At 59.3% G+C, this 16,762-nt stretch carries 14 protein-coding genes; 8 read left to right on the forward strand and 6 right to left on the reverse strand.

Going from position 1 to position 16,762, the window contains the following annotated elements:
* The first annotated feature begins 219 nt into the window (after positions 1-219).
* The gene (locus tag IE089_RS11850) at positions 220-966 is read left to right on the forward strand and encodes an SDR family NAD(P)-dependent oxidoreductase (protein WP_189478018.1); all 747 of its coding nucleotides are present in this window, start codon (positions 220-222) and stop codon (positions 964-966) included.
* Between the two features lie 8 nt (positions 967-974).
* Positions 975-1,280, forward strand: a complete 306-nt coding sequence (locus tag IE089_RS11855) for a hypothetical protein (protein ID WP_189478019.1) — start codon at positions 975-977, stop codon at positions 1,278-1,280.
* A 7-nt stretch (positions 1,281-1,287) separates the two neighbouring features.
* Here the strand turns inward: IE089_RS11855 and IE089_RS11860 are convergent, their stop codons facing one another.
* From IE089_RS11860 to IE089_RS11880, 5 genes are all read right to left on the reverse strand, one after another.
* A complete protein-coding gene (locus IE089_RS11860; RefSeq protein ID WP_189478020.1) occupies positions 1,288-1,605 on the reverse strand; it encodes a hypothetical protein in 318 nt (105 codons plus the stop codon).
* A gap of 103 nt (positions 1,606-1,708) precedes the next feature.
* Positions 1,709-2,245 carry a fasciclin domain-containing protein gene (locus tag IE089_RS11865; RefSeq protein ID WP_189478021.1) on the reverse strand — a complete coding sequence of 179 codons (537 nt, stop codon included), beginning with the start codon at positions 2,243-2,245 and terminating at the stop codon, positions 1,709-1,711.
* A 215-nt stretch (positions 2,246-2,460) separates the two neighbouring features.
* Positions 2,461-4,479: a S9 family peptidase gene (locus IE089_RS11870; RefSeq protein ID WP_189478022.1), complete on the reverse strand. Its 2,019-nt coding sequence runs from the start codon at positions 4,477-4,479 to the stop codon at positions 2,461-2,463.
* 89 nt (positions 4,480-4,568) lie between these two features.
* A complete protein-coding gene (locus tag IE089_RS11875) occupies positions 4,569-6,203 on the reverse strand; it encodes a tRNA-dihydrouridine synthase (protein WP_189478023.1) in 1,635 nt (544 codons plus the stop codon).
* A gap of 147 nt (positions 6,204-6,350) precedes the next feature.
* On the reverse strand, positions 6,351-7,823 hold the full coding sequence (locus IE089_RS11880; RefSeq protein WP_189478024.1) for a protein adenylyltransferase SelO: 1,473 nt from the start codon (positions 7,821-7,823) through the stop codon (positions 6,351-6,353).
* Positions 7,824-7,981: 158 nt separating this feature from the next.
* Here IE089_RS11880 and IE089_RS11885 point away from each other — a divergent pair, with 158 nt between their 5' ends.
* On the forward strand, positions 7,982-9,850 hold the full coding sequence (locus IE089_RS11885) for an N-acyl-D-amino-acid deacylase family protein (protein ID WP_189478025.1): 1,869 nt from the start codon (positions 7,982-7,984) through the stop codon (positions 9,848-9,850).
* 8 nt (positions 9,851-9,858) lie between these two features.
* Here IE089_RS11885 and IE089_RS11890 read toward each other — a convergent pair whose 3' ends face one another.
* Positions 9,859-10,992: a D-2-hydroxyacid dehydrogenase gene (locus IE089_RS11890; protein WP_189478026.1), complete on the reverse strand. Its 1,134-nt coding sequence runs from the start codon at positions 10,990-10,992 to the stop codon at positions 9,859-9,861.
* Between the two features lie 102 nt (positions 10,993-11,094).
* On the opposite strand from IE089_RS11890, the gene IE089_RS11895 reads away from it, so the two are divergent.
* From IE089_RS11895 to IE089_RS11915, 5 genes are all read left to right on the forward strand, one after another.
* Complete coding sequence (locus IE089_RS11895; RefSeq protein WP_189478027.1) at positions 11,095-12,750, forward strand: amidohydrolase family protein; 1,656 nt, start codon at positions 11,095-11,097, stop codon at positions 12,748-12,750.
* Between the two features lie 77 nt (positions 12,751-12,827).
* Positions 12,828-15,077 (forward strand): molybdopterin-dependent oxidoreductase, encoded by a 2,250-nt coding sequence (locus IE089_RS11900; protein ID WP_189478028.1) that lies wholly within the window; start codon positions 12,828-12,830, stop codon positions 15,075-15,077.
* Between the two features lie 44 nt (positions 15,078-15,121).
* Positions 15,122-15,751: a DJ-1/PfpI family protein gene (locus tag IE089_RS11905; protein ID WP_189478029.1), complete on the forward strand. Its 630-nt coding sequence runs from the start codon at positions 15,122-15,124 to the stop codon at positions 15,749-15,751.
* A 96-nt stretch (positions 15,752-15,847) separates the two neighbouring features.
* Positions 15,848-16,312, forward strand: a complete 465-nt coding sequence (locus IE089_RS11910) for a Spy/CpxP family protein refolding chaperone (RefSeq protein WP_189478030.1) — start codon at positions 15,848-15,850, stop codon at positions 16,310-16,312.
* Positions 16,313-16,371: 59 nt separating this feature from the next.
* Entirely contained in the window at positions 16,372-16,707 is a 336-nt protein-coding gene (locus IE089_RS11915) for a YMGG-like glycine zipper-containing protein (RefSeq protein WP_229802729.1), read from the forward strand.
* Positions 16,708-16,762: the final 55 nt, after the last annotated feature.

The following is a 16,762-nucleotide window of genomic DNA, read 5'->3' on the forward strand; positions in this document are numbered from 1 at the left end:
AAGCCTCGCGATTACGGCGCTGAGTGGAACTTTCGGCTGCAGGCGGCCCCCATCATCAATAATCCGTTCAAGTAGCGAGCACACTGACTCGCAGTGGGCTCGGCAGTCACTGTGATCCGCAAAGCCAGGCCATAGCAAACCAAAACAGATCGCGAGTGCTGTCGTGCTTTCGTCGCCCCGGGGTCTAGTCCGGCGATTCCCGCGCTGCGTAATTTCAGTATGAACGAACCAACATCTGAAGGGCGCGATGCGCTTGTTATTGGCGCGGGGGGCGGCATTGGTGCAGCCATGGTGGAGGCCTTACTGGACGACAGCTCCGTGCGCCGGGTTTTTGCGGTAAGCCGAGACGGTCAGGACGCCGATGCGCAGCGCCATGAAGTGCCGTGCCACCTGCATTGTGATCACTCCGACGAAAGTATCGCCGCAGTGGTCGCCGAGCTGAAAGCACAGGAGTTTTCTCCCGGAAATATTGTGATCACATTGGGTCTGCTGCACGACGACGACTTACAGCCTGAGAAAGCGATAGAGCGTCTCAATCGTGACCATCTGCAGCAGGTGCTCACTGTGAACACGGTGTTGCCGGCGCTGTGGTTGAGCGCGCTAGCCCCTTTGCTGAGACGCAGTGAGCGAGCTGTGGTTGCCTGCCTCAGTGCGCGCGTGGGTAGCATTGGTGATAATCATCTCGGCGGCTGGTACAGCTACCGTGCTTCGAAAGCGGCCCTGAATATGATGCTGAAAACCGCCGCGGTTGAGTTTGCGCGTCGCGCCAGGGGCGTCAAACTGATCGCCTTCCATCCAGGCACTACCGATACCCGGCTGTCGAAACCGTTTCAAGCGAGGGTGCCGGAAGACAAGCTCTTCACGCCGCAGTTTGTTGCCCAATCCCTGCTGACCCAAATGCAGTCTGCTTCTTGCGATGGTCAGCTATCCTATGTCGACTGGGCGGGGAAAACGGTTCCCTGGTAGGGCTGACGATGAGTGAGACACGTAACCAACGACGAATTCGTGAAATTCTCGGTGAAGCTGAGCCGGAGCAAGATCACTCGCTGCGTGCGCAGGCGATGGACAGGGCAACTAGCGAGCGCGTACCCAAGACCTTGACGCCGTGGGAGTGGGAGCAGTGGTATGCCGAACACGGTGCGCCGCCCGCTCACCGACAACCAGTCCAAACCCAAAAGTCTTCTTTACTGCAGCGATTGAGGCAGCGTTTATTTGGCATTGAGAAGAAGGCAACCCCATCCAACTGCGCCCGCCTTCCCGATGAGGACGCGGATTTTTAGCGCCTTACTAGGCTCTGGCCCGCTTGGTGAGCCGTTGTTTGGCGACCCAGGCAAAATGACGCTGTAGATCGGGGTCGCTGGAAATGGCATCCCAGCTTGCGTAGTGAGTGGCCAGTGTCATCTCGTCATACTGCTTGTGAATGCCTGAGTGACAGGCGCGGCACAGGTAGATGCCCTGATTGAGGCTTTCTCTCGTAAAATTCTTTTTGAACCTCGCTCGGCGGTGCACTTTGCGGGGAATCAAGTGGTGGAAGGTGAGATCCACATCCCGCTGGCAAGCGGGGCAGGGTCCTGTGACTGGGCGGCGGCTGTAGCTACTCTCCATCAGCACAGTGTAGTGTGTTTCGCGCGTGAACTTCGCCTCTGTGCCATTAAAAACGGGCTGGCGGCTGCAGGAAGCACAGCAACGCGCCAGCCCGGGGCTCAACTTATGCGCTGGGCAGCAGGACCTTATCGATGACGTGGATAACGCCATTGGATGCGGCGATATCAACGGCTACGACCTGTGCGTCGTTAACCATTACTTTGTCGCCCATGGTTGAGATCTTCACCGCCTCACCTTCTACGGTGTCAGCGGAAGACAGCTGTGTCACGTCTTTGGCGTAGACCGCGCCTGATATCACGTGATACGTCAGTATCTGGACCAACTTGTCTTTGTTCTCAGGCAGCAGCAGTGATTCCACAGTGCCTTCGGGCAGCGCTGCAAAAGCTTCGTTGGTCGGTGCAAACACGGTGAAGGGGCCTTCGCCGCCAAGCACGCCCGCCAGGTCTGCAGCGGTTACAGCGGCTACCAGTGTGCTGAAGTCGTTATTGCTGGCCGCGATGTCAACGATGGTGCCTTTGTCCATGGCGTGAGCCGCGTCCATTTTTTTGTCAGCGCTGTGATCGCCGTGACCACCGGCAATGGCAGTAGTGGTTGCAACGGCAGAGACTGCCACTGCAGCCACAAGGTGTTTAATTTTCATGTGAACCCTCTTTAATTCTCTGTCTGTAGGAATAGACGGCGTTTGTCGTCAGAGGGGTATACGCGGGCCTGTGCATCTCGCTCTGGTCAAAAAAGCAGCACACCGTGACATAACGCGGACAGTTAGCCGCGCTGTGCTAGGCGAGGGAGGTCACTCAGGTGGGTGCGGCTGGCGTCAGTGAGCCAGCCACAAGGATTGTTGTCAGGCGTTACCGTTCAGTCCCGATGTTGTTCGAACCAGTCCAGGTGGCGTTGGAATCGATCGATCTGGTAACTGGGCGTCGATATGCCGTGGGATTCTCCCGGATAAACCACCAGCCCGGTGGGCACGCGCAGTACCTTCAGCGCCTGGTACATCTGTTCGCTGGACAGCGCAGGGACGTTGTAATCCTCCTGGCCCACCATGAACAGTGTGGGTGTTTGAATCCGATCTGCCTTGAGGAATGGGTAAGAGATACGGTTGTAGTTCTCTGGATTTTCCCAGGGGGTGCCCAATTCAGACAGGTAAGAGTGGATGTATTGATCAGTACCGAAACCACCCCATACATTGCTGATCGCCGCACCGGACACCGCCGCCTTAAAACGGTTATCCGATGCAACCACGTAGTTGGTCAGCATGCCACCGTAGCTCCATCCGGCAACAAACAGCTCATCTTTATCGGCGATACCTTGCTTCACCGCCCAGTCCACGCCGGCGAGTACGTCTGGCACATCTACCGAACCCCATGCGGCAAAGATGCCCTTTGAAAACTCGATGCCGCGGCCGGTGCTGCCGCGCGGATTCATCATAATCACCACATAACCCGCATCGGCAAATACCTGCGCTGTGCTACGCGGTTCGTGCCCGAACTGCGACGTAGGGCCGCCGTGGATGTACAGCACGGCGGGGTACTTGCGACCTTTGCGGTAGTTGCCGGGTTTGACCAGCAGCCCGCTGATGTCTGTGCCATCACTCGAGGTCGCGCTGAACTCTTCGAAGGGCTGCCAGGGGTGCGCCTCGAGTAATTCGATGTTGTGATCAGTAATCGCAGTGGCAATACCGCCCTCAACCCTGTAGAGCTCAAATGGCAGATCACCGAAGCCCAGTCGAGCAACCGTAGCGCCGCCTGCATTGCCATAGCCGTAAACGGTGAGCTTGCCGGTGAGCAGGCGTTCGATATCCCCGTTGGCGGTATCCATTTGCGCCAGCCATTGGCTGCGATCTTCCTCAACGGTGAACAGCAGAGCATTGCCGTCATCTCGCCAGCTGAGGTCTCCGATATTCAGGTCCAGGTCTTCGGTGAGTATTTGCGCCTCGCCGCTGGCCAGATCGTACAGCTTGAGTTCGGGCTGTGCATAAAGATTATCCACCGTGTAATCAGCGGTGAGGCAGGCGATGGCCTTGCCATCGGGTCGCCACAGCGGGCGATCATGGCCGCCAATGGCGCAGTCGGCGAGCGCTGAGGCGGCAAGGTTCCGTGATTTGTCGGAGTCGAGGTCGTAGAGATACAGGTCCCAGTTCTCCAGTCGGCTGGGTTCATCGCCTTCACGAGCCACATAGGCCAGTGTGGTTCCATCGGGGGAGAATGCCGGTGCTTCCGGTTGAAAGCCTACTGTGGCGAGTACGCTACTCTCTCCGGAGGCAGCGTCAATCAGGTGGATGCTCTGGGTGCTGGTGAGGTAGCCCTCGCTGTCGTTCTTGAAGGCAAACCGGTCGATCACCACCGGTGGCGGTGTCTCGATGGGTGGCTCCTCATCGTCGGTTTCATGCGGGGCGGGGTCGGTCACCACAACGGCTATGTGTGTGCCATCCGGTGACACGTGATAGTCACTGATACCGCCGTCCATGCTCGCCAGAGGGCGTGCCTCACCGCCGTCCAGCGGCAGTAACCACAATTGGTACTCCTCGTTCTCGTTCTCGCGGTCTGTTAGGAAGGTGATGGCATTCTCGGTAGGATGCCAGGCGAGTTGCGATTCAGTCGACAGCGACGAATGAGTCAGTTGGCGCTGCTCGCCGGTAACAGTGTCTACCCACCAAATGTTGGTGTCGTAATCATCAGCCTCGACGTCCGTCTCGCCGAGGATGTAAACCGCGCTCTTTCCGTCGGGTGAAATGGTGGGTGCGGAAACATTCTTGACAGCCATTACGCTGGCGATGAACTCGCTGGGCGGTTCGCGCCAGTCGCCGGCGTGTGTCGTGACGGTGCTTAGTCCTGCTGTGGCCAGCAGGGCGGTGGAGAAGAGAAGAGCGCGCACAGTGCAACCTCAGATAGCCTTGGAAGGCGGCGACTGTAGCGCATTCAGTACAGGCCACGCCAGTGGTGCGGCCTGCCGTGATCAAATGGTCAGGCTGCGCTGATCTGAGGGGTCGAGATGAAGGGGCCATCGACGCAAATCCGCCGCCCATCAGGGGCTGCGCAGGCGCCGCATATGCCCACGCCGCATTTGGTGAGGTAATCGATGGCGCTGAATATCTGATCGTCACTGCAGTACTTGCGCTGAACGGCCACGGCGGCATGCACCATGGGTTCCGGTCCGCAGTTGTAGAACACCAGCTTCTCACGCTCTGCTGGGCTCATCTCTGCGAGGCGCTGGTCCAGCAGTTCTGTCACGCGGCCCTGGAAGCCCGCGCTGCCATCGTCGGTGGCGATGTGCAGATCGGCGATGCGCGCGCACTCCTCGGTGAAATAGAGCCTGTCGGCCGAGCGGGCGCCGGCAAACACCTCAGCGTTGCCGAAATCGCGGGCAATCTGGTACACCGCAGCCAACCCTGTACCCCCGGCCACCGCCATAATGCGAGCATCCTCCGCGGGTGCCACTGGCACCCCGTGGGGTCCGCGCACGTAGGCTTCTGTTCCCACGGGCAACTCCATAGCCGCGTGGGTGAATTCGCCTACGTCAATCACGACCAGCGAGAAGGGATCGTCGGTGAGCGCAGAGAACGGTTTTTCGCCAATGCCCGGAATCCAGAGGAAGACGAACTCGCCCGCCTGAACGTTGATCTTGCGGTCAAAGGTCAGCAGCGCGATGTCTTCGCAGACGCGCTTGTTTTCTACCAACGTGACTGGGGTGAACCCCATATCGATGTCATAGCGCACCTGCGCCTCTGCGCGGGCGTTGCCGGTGGCGAGGTCACTTTCCAGCGCGGTGAAGTAGTCCTTGATCTCAGCGGTGGTCATGCCCACCAGCGCTGAGCCTACGCCAACCACGTCAGCACCGGCGCCCATGAATGCGCGCACATCTTCGGCACTGCTCACCCCGCCACAGCCGATGATGGGTAGCTGGCTAACAGCGCGAACTTCGCGCACGCATTTGAGGCCTATGGGCAGTACGCCCTTGCCTGACATCCCGCCGGCGCCATTGCTGAGCACTGGCTGGCCGTGTGATGAGGTGTAGCCGGGCCCAACCGTATTGATGGCGCAGAAACCATCGGCGCCGCCCTCAGCCGCCGCTTTGGCGATTTCGCCGATGTCGGGGGTGTTAGGCGTCAGCTTGGGGATCACCGGAATGTCCACGGCGTCTTTCACGGCTTTGACAATCTCGAAAACCAGCTCCGGGTCCTGACCCATCGCCATGCCGTAGCCCCTGGCGTGCGGGCAGGAGAGGTTCAGTTCCAGACCGTCGGATACAGGGGCCAGCAGGCGGGCTACTTCGACGAAGTCACTGACGCTGCCGCCAAAAATGGAGGTGAGTAAAAACTTGTCATCGGGGACGCGCAGTTGGCTCAGTAGGTCAACCGAGGCCTCAGCGCCGGGGTTTGTTAGGCCCACAGCGTTCACAAAACACCCAGGCGCATACTGACTGAGCACAGGCTCCCGGTAACCCAGGCGCGGCTCCAGTCCGATGCTCTTGGTCGTGAGCACGCCAACCTGGGGTACTGAGTCCATGAAGTATTGGATGATCGAGGTGGCCGTGGTCACGATACCCGAGGGTACCGTCAATGGGCCGGAGATCTGCTTGCCGAAGAATTCTGTGCTCAAAACGGGGCTCTGTCAGTTAGCGCAAGTGGGCGGCGCCATGGCCGCTGCGTGAATGCGAATTATACTGGCGCAGGCCCCTAGGTCACAATCAGACCAAGTGCTACTCGGCGAGCTCCTCGTGAGCCCTGAGCGAGTGATGGCGGGGTTTCAGGTGCCGCAGAAGGTTTGATGCACCCGCTGTTCAGGCAGTGGGGGTGTTGCCAGGCGACGATCCGCGGCGTCGTAATCAAAAGGCTGCTGCCAACGGGTATTCAGCGCGTGAAACGGGCCAAAGTCGCCGCCCTCGGCAGCGCTGATGGCTTCCTGCACCAAATGATTACGCGGAATGAAGACCGGGTTAGCCCTGCGCATCGCCGCGTGGCGGTCCCTCTTGCTTTGTGGGTCTACCGCCAGGCGCTCCTGCCACTGAGCTATCCAGGCATTCAGCCTCGCCGATTCTGGGGCCAGATCGCCGATGCCGTGTGCCGCCTCATCGTGCGCCGCCAAATCCGTGAGATGGCGGAAGGTCAGGGTGAAGTCCAGAGATTCGTCGGCCATCAGCGTAAACAGTGCTTCAACCTGCTCGGTGTCTTCTTCCGAGAGTGCTGCCAGCCCCAGCTTGGTGGCAAGCCCCTGAGAGTGGGCCTCCATGAACAGTTCGGGGTACCTGTCTACCGAGGCCTGCGCCAGAGCAACGGCCGTGTCGGGGTCATCAGCGATCACGGGCAGTAGGGCCTGGGCAAGCACGGACAGGTTCCAGTGGCCGATGCCCGGTTGGTTGCGATAGGCATAGCGCCCGCCATGGTCAATGGAGCTGAAGACCGTATCTGGGTGGAAGCTGTCCATGAAGGCGCAGGGGCCATAGTCGACGGTTTCGCCGCAGAGCAGCATGTTGTCGGTGTTCATAACGCCGTGGATAAAGCCCAGCAGCTGCCAATAGGCGATCAACCGCGCCTGCGCTGCGACCACAGCCTCCAACAATGCCAGCGCGGGATTGTCCCCGCTGTGCTGCGGGTAGTGGCGTGCCAGCACATGCGACACCAGTGCATTGAGCTTGTCTTTATCGCCGGAGGCGGAGAAAAACTGCACAGTGCCGACGCGCAGGTGGCTGCTGGCGATACGCGTCAAGATGGCGCCAGGCTCCATCTGGTTGCGCACGACGGCCTCGCCGGTTGTCACGGCGGCCAAGGCGCGTGTGGTTGGCACGCCCAATGTGTGCATGGCTTCGCTGATAAGGTACTCGCGCACCACGGGTCCGATGGGTGAACGACCATCACCACCGCGGGAGTAGGGTGTCGGACCTGCGCCTTTCAGCTGCACGTCCATGCGGGCACCGTCGCGGTCGACCACCTCTCCCAGCAGAATCGCTCTGCCATCCCCAAGCTGCGGGTTGTAGCTGCCAAACTGGTGGCCGGCATACACGGTGGCAATGGGGGTGGCACCCTCAGGTATGGCGTTCCCCGCCAACACAGATAGTCCTTCCGGTGAGCGCAGCCATTCTGCGTTAATGCCCAGCTGCGCCGCGAGGGCATCGTTGATGGCGATCAGCCCCGGTTGTGCCACCGGTGTCGGTTGCTGCGCGCTGGAGAAACCGGATGGCATTCGGCTATAACTGTTATCGAAAGCGATGGCGCTGGTCATGGAGACTCCGGTGCTAAGCTGATGGCAGGATTACGGTGGTGTGGGGTACTTGGATTGCCCACCCGCTCAGCCTAACCTTAGCAGTGGTTTCGGCGCCGTGATATGCGAGCGTCGCTTAATACGTTGGAAAGAATAAAAGTCAGGCAGGATGGCACGCTATGATTACTTCGTGGGATACCTTGATTCGCAATGCACTGGTTTTCGATGGCACCGGCGAGGCGCCCCAAACCATGGACATCGCTCTGCGTGACGGTAAGGTCGCGGCCAAAGGTGCTGCCCTGCCGGAGGCGAGTGCAGCACAAGTGGTTGACGCCCAGGGGCAGTGGTTGATGCCGGGCTTGTTGGACATCCATACCCACCTTGATCTGGAAGTAGACCTCGATCCCCGTTTGCCGGAGGTGGTGCGTCACGGAACCACCACGGTTTTGGTTGGTAACTGCAGCTTGGGCACCTGTTTCGGCAAACAGCACGAGGGCGAGCAGGACCCTATCGTCGATTGTTTTACGCGCGTGGAGAACATTCCCAAGTCGGTGCTGCGCAAATGCGTGGAGGTGATCGACTGGGACGATACTGCAGGCTACATGGCGCACCTTGACGACATGCCCCTGGGTCCAAACGTCGGTGCATTTATCCCTCACTCCATGCTGCGCGTCGAGGTAATGGGGCTGCAGGAGAGCATTAGCCGGGCGCCTACTGAGTCAGAGCTGCAGGCGATGGAGAACATACTTCAAAGCGCCATGGATCAGGGCTATCTGGGGATGAGTACCGACGGTCTGCCGTTCCACTATCTCTCGAATGACCCTAACACGGACAAGCGAATTCCAACCCAGTTCGCCAGCTTCGGTGAGCTCAAGCGCCTGCTAAAGGTGGTTCGCAACCGGGATCGTGTCTGGCAAACCACACCGATCTTGGAAAATCGTCCGATGGCGCTGGTGTATTTTGCGCTCACCAGCGGTCGCCTGTTCGGCAAAACCCTGAAAACCTCGGCGCTGGCTGCGGTGGAGCAGGCCGTAGCACCGAAGGCCACCCGCAGCTTCCTGTCTCTGGCTGGTTTGCTCAATTCCTGGCTGTTCAAAGGCAATATTCATTTTCAGGCATTGGGCACTAACTTCCGCGTCTGGTCGGACGGCATCGTCAGTCCGCTGTTTGAAGAGTTGGAGTCCACCGCCAAACTTATCGCCTGCGAGTATGAGGATGTGGAGGGCCGCATGGCGCTGCTAAATGACCCGCAGTGGGTGGAGGATTTCCGTGAAGACTGGTACCACGGGCGACGCGGTAACAACTTCGCCACCTTCAAAGCGAAGATGGGGCTGCCTGATCATCTGGTCATTCGCGAGCTCGACATGCTGACCTTCGACGGAGCACCGGTGAGCGAATGGGATGGGGAGACAATGCAGCAGGTGTTTGACCGCCTCGAGGCGTATCAGGCGGGCCAGGCGGATCGAGCACGCTCCGACGCGGAACGTGACGCCTTTGACGCCTTTCCCAAACCTGTCCAAGACGACGCCAGCTTCATGCTGCACTTGCTGCGCGCCTACGACAAGAACTTCCGCTTCTACGCGGATGTGGGCAACGTGGGTAATGTGCCGACATTGGAGCTGCTACTGGATGAAAACTCCATGCCCGGGTTCAACGATTCCGGCGCACACATCACCAACATGGCCTTTTTCGACGCTAACCTCATGTCCTTGAAGCTGGCTCAGGAGCAAGGGCTGGATACGGTGAGTACGATTGTGAAGCGACTCACCCGCGAGCCCGCCGCGTTCTTTGGTCTGGATGTCGGCACGTTGGAGATTGGGGCACAGGCAGACATCACGCTGATCAACCCGGACGCGCTCAAGGATTGGAATTGTGATGCCACGCGCAAGCTGGAATTCCGCGAGCTGTTCCAGCACAACCAGATGGTGAATCGCCCCGAGGGTATCGTGAGCCGCGTGTATATCCGCGGCGAACCGGTTTGGGACGGCAGTGACTTTACCGATGTGTTGGGCAGTCGCCCGCTGGGGCGGGCGCTGCGCGCAGCCTAGCGGCAGACCTAATAGCCTTTACGGATATCTACCAGGTTCAGCATGCGCTCGCCGGCGGCATAGCGACGCAGGTTCTCAATGGCGATGGTGGTCATGCGGCGTAGGCTGTCTGCCCCGGAGGCGGAAATGTGCGGCGTGATAATTACCCTGTCCATTTGCCAGAGAGGGCTGTCTTCTGGCAGCGGCTCCGGGTCTGTGACGTCCAACCCTGCGCCATAAACCAGACCTGATTCCAACGCCGCGATCAGGTCCCCGGTAACGGTGCTTTTGCCGCGACCAACGCTCAGGAAAATAGCCCCCGGTTTCAGCGCATCAAAAAATGCCTTATCGAACACGCCGGCGGTTTTGGGGGTGAGTGGCAGGGCGTTGGCGACAACGTCGGCCTGGCCCGCCAGCGTATTCAGCTCGTCGGACAAGCCCACATAGTCCATGTAGTCTGGCCCTGTGCGGGACGAATTGCGCGTGGCAATAACACGCATGCCCAGGCCGTGAGCGCGCCAGGCGATCTCAGTGCCAATGCCGCCCAGGCCAACCACCAGCAATGTTTTGCCCTTGAGTTCACCGAACCGTTGCAGCTGGGCGGGGCTGGTATCCCATTCGTTCTTCACCTGCGCCTGAGTGTAACTGGGGATGCCGCGACTCAGTGACATCAACATTGCGATGGTGTGTTCTGCAATGGTAGGCCCTGACAGACGCTTGTTATTAGTGAACACCACTTCATCTTTCTGCGTCTCAGTCAGGCCCTGGCAACGATCCATACCCACGCTGTAATTGTGCAGCCAGAGTAGGTTGGCATCGGCGTTGGCGAGGGTTTGCGGTGTACAGAGACCTATCACGGCATCTACGCCGCTCAGCTGTTCATCGGACATGGCCCAGTTGCCGGAGCGATCGAACACCACCTCCAAGTCCCCTGCGGCGCGAGAAATACGCGCCTCGTAGTCAGGCAGCAGTGCGGCGAAACGCTGGGGACTGGCAACCACGACTTTGCCTGGTTTCCAGCGCGGGTTATCCGACATTGCTGTTTGCGATTCGCGCAGACCCAGCTCCTCGATAATTGCTGTCGCTGCAGGTTCTGGCGCGACCTCTGTCAGCGCTAGTGGGCTGATGAGGCTCAATAGCAGAGCACTTAATAGTCGGCTCATGGTGTTTTCCTTATTGTCAGGCTGTGCAGCAGTGTACGTTAGCGGCGCGAAAGCGGTGCTATAGTCTGGGCAACATTTTTCGACCGACTGGAGCCCAAAACCATGCCCCGAAATCCGTTGCTCTTCGCAGTGCCTGCGCTGCTTCTGGCACTTCCATTGTCCAGCTGGGCCGCTGGCTTCTCGCCGGTAAAAGCGGAGCCGGGGGAGGAGTCTATTGCCCCAGTACTGGCGCGCGGATTTCCTGCGCCTCGTATAGCGCCACCGCGAGGTGATGAAAGCGAGGGCCCCTTTGAGACGCTGGTGATTGAGAACGGTTACATCATCGATGGCACCGGCGCCCCCAATCGCGGGCCGCTGACCATCGTGATTGAAGGGGATCGCATTACCCAGATTCGCTCGGGCTCATCCAAGGCCGCGGCGATGGGTGACGCAGGCTACCCCGAGGGCACGCGCGTAATTGATGCGCAAGGCAAGTACGTGTTGCCCGGATTCATTGATGCGCACGGCCATCTGGGTACGCCCTCTCACGCGCCAGCTGGTGCCCTGACTGATCCCGAGTATGTACTGAAGCTTTGGCTGGCCCACGGCGTCACCACTGTGCGGGATGTGGGTGCCATGATGGGTTTGAGCTGGACCCTGGAGCACAAGCGGCTGAGTGAGGCCGGTGAGATTGCCGCCCCCCGAATGCTGGTGCACAGTGCTTTCCCCCCTAACTTGCTCACAACCCGGCAAGCTCGGGACTGGGTAAAGGCGGTGCGTAAAAAAGGCGCCGATGGTCTCAAGTTCTTTGGCGCTGCGCCGCCCATCATCGAAGCGGCGATGGATGAAGCCCAGCAGCAGGGCATGAAAACCACGTATCACCATGCCCAATTGTCGGTTAAGCGCATCAATGTGCTCGATAGCGCGCGTATGGGTCTGGACAGCATGGAGCATTGGTATGGCCTGCCCGAAGCCATGTTCGACGACAAGGTGATTCAGGACTACCCCTACGGCTACAACTACAACAACGAGCAGGACCGCTTTGGCGAAGCAGGACGCCTGTGGGAGCAGGCCGCACCGCCGGGATCCGCGACCTGGAATGCCACTATTAATGAGTTGATATCGCTGGATTTCACCATTGATCCCACGTTTACCATTTACGAGGCTAACCGCGACTTGATGCGCGCCAGAAACGCGGACTGGCACGCCGAGTACACCATGCCCTACATACGGCGGGCGTTTGAACCCGACCCGATGATTCATGGTTCCTACTTTTTTGACTGGACGACCGCCGACGAGATTGCCTGGAAGCGCAACTACCAGCGCTGGATGCAATTCGTGAACGACTATAAGAATGCCGGTGGTCGTGTGACCGTAGGATCGGATGCGGGCTTCATCTACAAGATCTACGGATTCGCCTATGTGCGTGAACTGGAGCTTCTGCAGGAAGCCGGTTTTCACCCGCTGGAGGTGCTGACCTCGGCAACCCTCAATGGCGCCGAGCTGCTTGGTATGGATGACCAAATTGGTTCTATCGAACTGGGCAAGAAAGCGGATCTGGTGATTGTGGATGAGAATCCGCTAGCCAACTTTAAGGTGCTCTATGGCACAGGCCACCGCCGTCTCAATTTAGAAAAAGGCGAGATGGAAACCGCCGGTGGCATCCGTTACACCATCAAGGATGGCATCGTGTTCGATGCGAAGGCGTTGCTGGCTGATGTGCGGGAATTGGTGGCCGAGCGCAAGGCGCTGGAAGCCGCGGAGAATTCTGCACCCTAGGTTGTGATAGCTAAAGGGTTGCAAAACAGAACTATTTTCCTACTCTGAATGTCGACGTCAGATGAGAGGGTTGGATAATGAGTGAAGCTTGGCAATCCAGTGCCTGCATTCTGTGCGAGTGCAACTGCGGCATAAATGTACAAACGGGCGGAGAAGCGGCCAGGGAGATCGTACGCATTCGAGGTGATGAAGATCACCCCGCCTCGCAGGGCTACTTGTGTCAGAAAGCCAGTGGGCTTAATCATTACCAAAACGGGAAAGACCGCATCACCCAGCCTTTGCGTCGGCGCGAGGACGGCACCTATGAGCCGGTGAGCTGGGAGACCGCGACCACGGAGATCATGCAGCGCCTGATCGCGCTCAGGGATCAACACGGTGGCGAGTCGATTTTCTATTACGGTGGCGGCGGCCAGGGCAATCACCTGCCGGGGGCCTATGCCAGTGCAACGCGCGCGGTACTGGGTAGCCGGTACCGGTCGAACGCGCTGGCGCAGGAGAAAACCGGTGAGTTCTGGGTGAACTCGCAAATGTTCGGCACCCATGTGCGCGGTGATTTCGAACACTGTGACGTTGCTTTTTTCCTGGGCAAAAATCCCTGGCACTCGCACGGCATCCCAAGGGCGAGGGCACTGCTACGCGAAATCAGCAAAGATCCCGATCGCACCATGATTGTGGTTGACCCCGTTGTCACAGAAACCGCAAAACTCGCGGACATTCATCTGCGGGTGAAGCCTGGCAGGGACGCCTGGTTATTGGCGGCAATGCTGGGGGTTATCGTTCAGGACGGCCTGGCCGATACCGCATGGCTAGCGGAGCACACAGACGGTGCGCCCACGGTGATGCAGGTGTTTGAGAGCATTCCGATCGCGGATTACTGCGCGATTGCGGGTGTGCCTGAGGAGCAGGTGCGCTCGGCTGCGACCGCGGTTGCGAACGCCAACGGCGCGGCTTTCTTCGAGGACCTGGGTGTTCAGATGAACCACCATTCCACGCTGGTGAGCTACCTGGAGAAACTGGTGTGGAGCCTGTGTGGTCACTTTGGTAATGCCGGTGGCCAATTTACGGTAGCGGCCTTACAAAATTTGGGTGGCAGCGGGCGCAGCTCGCGCAAAACGCCGGTGGTAGGCGCGCCCATCATCAGTGGATTGGTGCCCTGCAATGTTATCGCCGATGAGATTCTCACCGATCACCCAGACCGCTACCGCGCCATGTTGGTTGAGGCTGCGAATCCGGTGCACTCTCTGGCCGACAGCCAGAAGATGCGCGAGGCACTTCGGTCGCTTGATCTGGTTGTTGTGATCGATGTGGCGATGACCGAGACCGCGCGCGAAGCCGACTATGTCCTACCGGCATCGACGCAGTATGAGAAGTGGGAAGCAACCTTCTTCAATTTTGAGAACCCCGAGAACTATTTCCATCTGAGAAAGCCGTTATTTGCACCGTTAGGTGACAGCCTGTCCGAAGCTGAGATTCACGCGCGTCTGATTGAGGCTGCGGGATTAATGCCGCAGGACCTCTGCGACGAGCTTTCCAGCATTCTTGAAGCGGACGGCAGAGATGCCTTTAGGGACCGTTTTCTACAGGCGATGGCCGAAGATCCGATGGTGGCCAAAATTGCGCCGGTACTGCTTTACCGAACACTTGGGCCGACATTGCCCGAGGGTGCTGCAGAGGGCGCGGTGCTCTGGCCGCTCACAGTGTCTATGGCCATGCAGGAGAGCGAGAGCCTGGGCCGGGCGGGATACTCCGGCGAACCCATGTCGCAAGCGGACCAGCTGTTCGATGCCATTATCAACGGGCATTCTGGTGTGGTGATCGCCAGGGATGAGCCCGGCCAATCATGGCAGCGTATGGGCACCGAAGATGGCCGGATACGGCTGGCCTTGCCTGAGCTGTTGGCAGTTGTTGATACGCTCAAAGCCGGTCCTGCGGACACGCGCGATACGCAGTACCCCTTCATCCTGATGGCAGGGGAGCGCCGCGATTACTCAGCCAACACGATCTATCGCGATGGCGGTTGGCGGCGCAAAGATGCGCAGGGCGCTCTGCGAATGTCGTCAGCCGATGCTGAGCAGCTTGGCGTCCAGCAAGGGGGGCAGGTGCGTATCACCACTGCCGTCGGTTCTGCGGTTGCCAGTGTGGAGATCAACGACCGAATGCAGGCTGGACACATATCCTTACCGAACGGCTATGGTTTGGACAACGAAGACGGTGTTCGCACAGGTGTGGCCGCGAATGAACTGACATCATTGAAGGACTGCGACGCGTTTGCGGCTACCCCACATCACAAGTACGTGCCTGCTCGCGTCGAAGCGCTGGCCGTGTGAGTGTGATGCGATAACTCAGGCACACAAGGTACAAGGAGACAGGCATGGAATTGGTAACGTTTTTGTATCCCGGCATGACAACGCTGGACCTGGTAGGGCCCCACGAGGTGTTGGCCCACCTGCCTGATATCAACGTCAGGCGGGTTGCTGCGCAGGCAGGGCCAGTCACGGCTGACACAGGGCTGCAACTGGTTGCCGATAGCGCCATGTCCGATGTGCAAAGCGCGGATATCCTCTTGATGCCAGGGGGCACTGACACCTGGCCCTTGCTCACCGATGAGGCGGTGCTTGACTGGGTTCGTCAAATCGATGGCACCACCCAATGGACAACCTCTGTGTGCACCGGTTCGCTGGTGTATGCCGCCGCCGGCCTGCTCAGTGGCAGGGAGGCAACGACACACTGGGCAACCATGGAGGTGTTGGAGCAATACGGGGCCGTGCCTACCAAGCAGCGCGTTGTTCGCAGTGATAAGTATGTGATGGCGGCGGGCGTTTCCGCGGGCATCGACATGGGGCTGACGCTGGCGGCTGAAATCGCCGGCGAAGAGTTCGCACAGCTGCTTCAGTTAGCCATTGAGTATGATCCTCAGCCCCCCTTCGATGCGGGATCTCCCGAGAAAGTGCCTCACCTTGCTGATGCGGTCGCCGCCATGCTCACCAACCCCGCAGGCTGACTTTACACTTCTTTACCCGGCGCGGGAGCAGATTAACAGCCGGTTCTGGTCCAATCGATCGCAAGTCAACACACAACGAGGTAGATGATTATGACGATGACCAAAACAACTGCTGTTATTGCTTCTGCATTGGCCCTGGCGCTCAGCGCAGCATCGTATGCCGATGGGCACTGCGGCAAGAACCTTGAGCGTATGCAAGAGCGTCTTGGCCTGAGCGACGCACAGGTCGAGGAAATGCGCGAGATCCGTGCCAACGGTGGTTCCAGAGAAGATGTTCGTGCTGTGCTCACAGACGAGCAGCGCAGCCAGGCACAGCAATGGCGTGAGGAAAATCCGGATAAGGCCCGCAAGATGAAGTCGCGCCAGCAGCATGCGCAGCGCATGCACGATGAGTTGAATCTGACGGATGCGCAGGTTGAGCAAATGCGGGAGATTCGCGAAAACGGCGGCAGCCGCGATGACGTCAACGAGGTACTGACCGATGAGCAACGCGAGCAGATGGCCACTTGGCGCGCTAACCGCCCCAAACGCGACAGCAATGACGACAGCCTGTCTTTCTAAGATCGATGTCAGTACGTAGCCATCATTTAGCAAAGCCCCGGTCCTGCGCAGCAGTGGTGGTGTTTCTACCGCTGCTTGCTGCCTGTACCACCACTGACGAAATCATCATCGACAAGAAGGGCGTAGATCCTGCGCGCTATGAGGAAGACCTGGCCCAATGCCGGGTGTATGCCGATGAGGTACGCACAGGCGAGAAGGCTGCTCGCGGCGCCGCATCGGGTGCGGTTGTTGGCGGGCTGATCGGTGCTGCAGTGGGCAACAGTCGCGATGCCCAGCGCGGTGCGGGCGCCGGTGCGGTCACCGGTGGTGCTCGCGGTGTTGCCGAGGGTTCCAGGAGCGAGGTGCAGGTGGTGAAGCAGTGCCTGCGCGGACGGGGCTATCGCGTCTTGAACTGAGATGGTTGGACGCTGTACCAGACCCTGTGGCAGGCTAGCGCCATAGCAGCGGCGA

It is taken from the genome of Parahalioglobus pacificus (assembly GCF_014652275.1).
Lineage (GTDB): Bacteria > Pseudomonadota > Gammaproteobacteria > Pseudomonadales > Halieaceae > Parahalioglobus > Parahalioglobus pacificus.